Genomic DNA, 2,165 nt, shown 5'->3' on the forward strand with positions numbered 1-2,165 from the left:
TACCTATCCTGTACAAGCTATACCAAAATTCAATATCAGGCTACAGTAAAGCTCCACGGGGTCTTTCCGTCCTGTCGCGGGTAACCTGCATCTTCACAGGTACTATAATTTCACCGAGTCTCTCGTTGAGACAGTGCCCAAATCATTACGCCTTTCGTGCGGGTCGGAACTTACCCGACAAGGAATTTCGCTACCTTAGGACCGTTATAGTTACGGCCGCCGTTTACTGGGGCTTCAATTCGAAGCTTCGCTTCAAGCTAACCTCTCCTCTTAACCTTCCAGCACCGGGCAGGCGTCAGCCCCTATACTTCGCCTTTTCGGCTTTGCAGAGACCTGTGTTTTTGCTAAACAGTCGCCTGGGCCTATTCACTGCGGCTCTCGCGGGCTTACACCCACAAGAGCACCCCTTCTCCCGAAGTTACGGGGTCATTTTGCCGAGTTCCTTAACGAGAGTTCTCTCGCTCACCTTAGGATTCTCTCCTCGCCTACCTGTGTCGGTTTGCGGTACGGGCACCCGGATTCTCGCTAGAAGCTTTTCTTGGCAGTGTGAAATCAGGAACTTCGGTACTTAAATTTCCCTCGCCAATCACAACTTGAGGTTATGGTCATAAGGATTTGCCTCACGACCCCTCTTATTGCTTGGACGCGGACGACCAGCGCCGCGCTTACCCTATCCTCCTGCGTCACTCCATCACTCAAACGAATCCATAGGTGGTACAGGAATATCAACCTGTTGTCCATCGCCTACGCCTTTCGGCCTCAGCTTAGGTCCCGACTAACCCTGAGCGGACGAGCCTTCCTCAGGAAACCTTAGGCATTCGGTGGATGGGATTCTCACCCATCTTTCGCTACTCATACCGGCATTCTCACTTCTAAACGCTCCACCAGTCCTCTCGGTCTAGCTTCTACGCATTTAGAACGCTCTCCTACCATAGACTCTAACAGAGTCTATCCGCAGTTTCGGTGATACGTTTAGCCCCGGTACATTTTCGGCGCAGAGTCACTCGACCAGTGAGCTATTACGCACTCTTTAAATGGTGGCTGCTTCTAAGCCAACATCCTGGTTGTCTATGCAACTCCACATCCTTTTCCACTTAACGTATACTTTGGGACCTTAACTGGCGGTCTGGGCTGTTTCCCTTTTGACCACGGATCTTAGCACTCGTAGTCTGACTCCCAAGCATAAGTATTTGGCATTCGGAGTTTATCTGAATTCGGTAACCCGATGAGGGCCCCTAGTCCAAACAGTGCTCTACCTCCAATACTCTTATCTTGAGGCTAGCCCTAAAGCTATTTCGGAGAGAACCAGCTATCTCCAAGTTCGATTGGAATTTCTCCGCTACCCACACCTCATCCCCGCACTTTTCAACGTGCGTGGGTCCGGGCCTCCAGTAAGTGTTACCTTACCTTCACCCTGGACATGGGTAGATCACCTGGTTTCGGGTCTACGACCCTATACTTATTCGCCCTATTCAGACTCGCTTTCGCTACGGCTCCAGTTTCCACTTTAACCTTGCATAGGATCGTAACTCGCCGGTTCATTCTACAAAAGGCACGCCATCACACATAATTGTGCTCTGACTACTTGTAAGCACACGGTTTCAGGTACTCTTTCACTCCCCTTCCGGGGTACTTTTCACCTTTCCCTCACGGTACTGGTTCACTATCGGTCACTAGGGAGTATTTAGCCTTGGGAGATGGTCCTCCCAGCTTCCGACGGAATTTCACGTGTTCCGCCGTACTCAGGATCCACTCAGGAGAGAACGAGAGTTTCAATTACAGGGTTGTTACCTTCTCTGACGGACCTTTCCAGATCGCTTCATCTACTCCGTTCTTTTATCACTCCGTATTGAGTGTCCTACAACCCCAAGAGGCAAGCCTCTTGGTTTGGGCTCTTCCCGTTTCGCTCGCCGCTACTCAGGGAATCGAAATTTCTTTCTCTTCCTCCAGGTACTTAGATGTTTCAGTTCCCTGGGTGTGCCTTCCTTACCCTATGAATTCAGGTAAGGATCCTCTTCCATTACGAAGAGGGGGTTTCCCCATTCGGAAATCTCCGGATCAAAGCTTACTTACAGCTCCCCGAAGCATATCGGTGTTAGTCCCGTCCTTCATCGGCTCCTAGTGCCAAGGCATCCACCGTGCGCCCTTTCTAACTTAACCGTTAA

At 50.6% G+C, this 2,165-nt stretch carries 1 rRNA gene; it reads right to left on the reverse strand.

The features are described 5' to 3' along the window. Positions 1–2,160: ribosomal RNA gene (locus HHT355_RS13475) — 23S ribosomal RNA — on the reverse strand; the annotation flags it as partial. Between the last annotated feature and the right edge of the window lie 5 nt (positions 2,161–2,165).

Source organism: Herbinix hemicellulosilytica, from assembly GCF_002904165.1.
Lineage (GTDB): Bacteria > Bacillota > Clostridia > Lachnospirales > Lachnospiraceae > Mobilitalea > Mobilitalea hemicellulosilytica.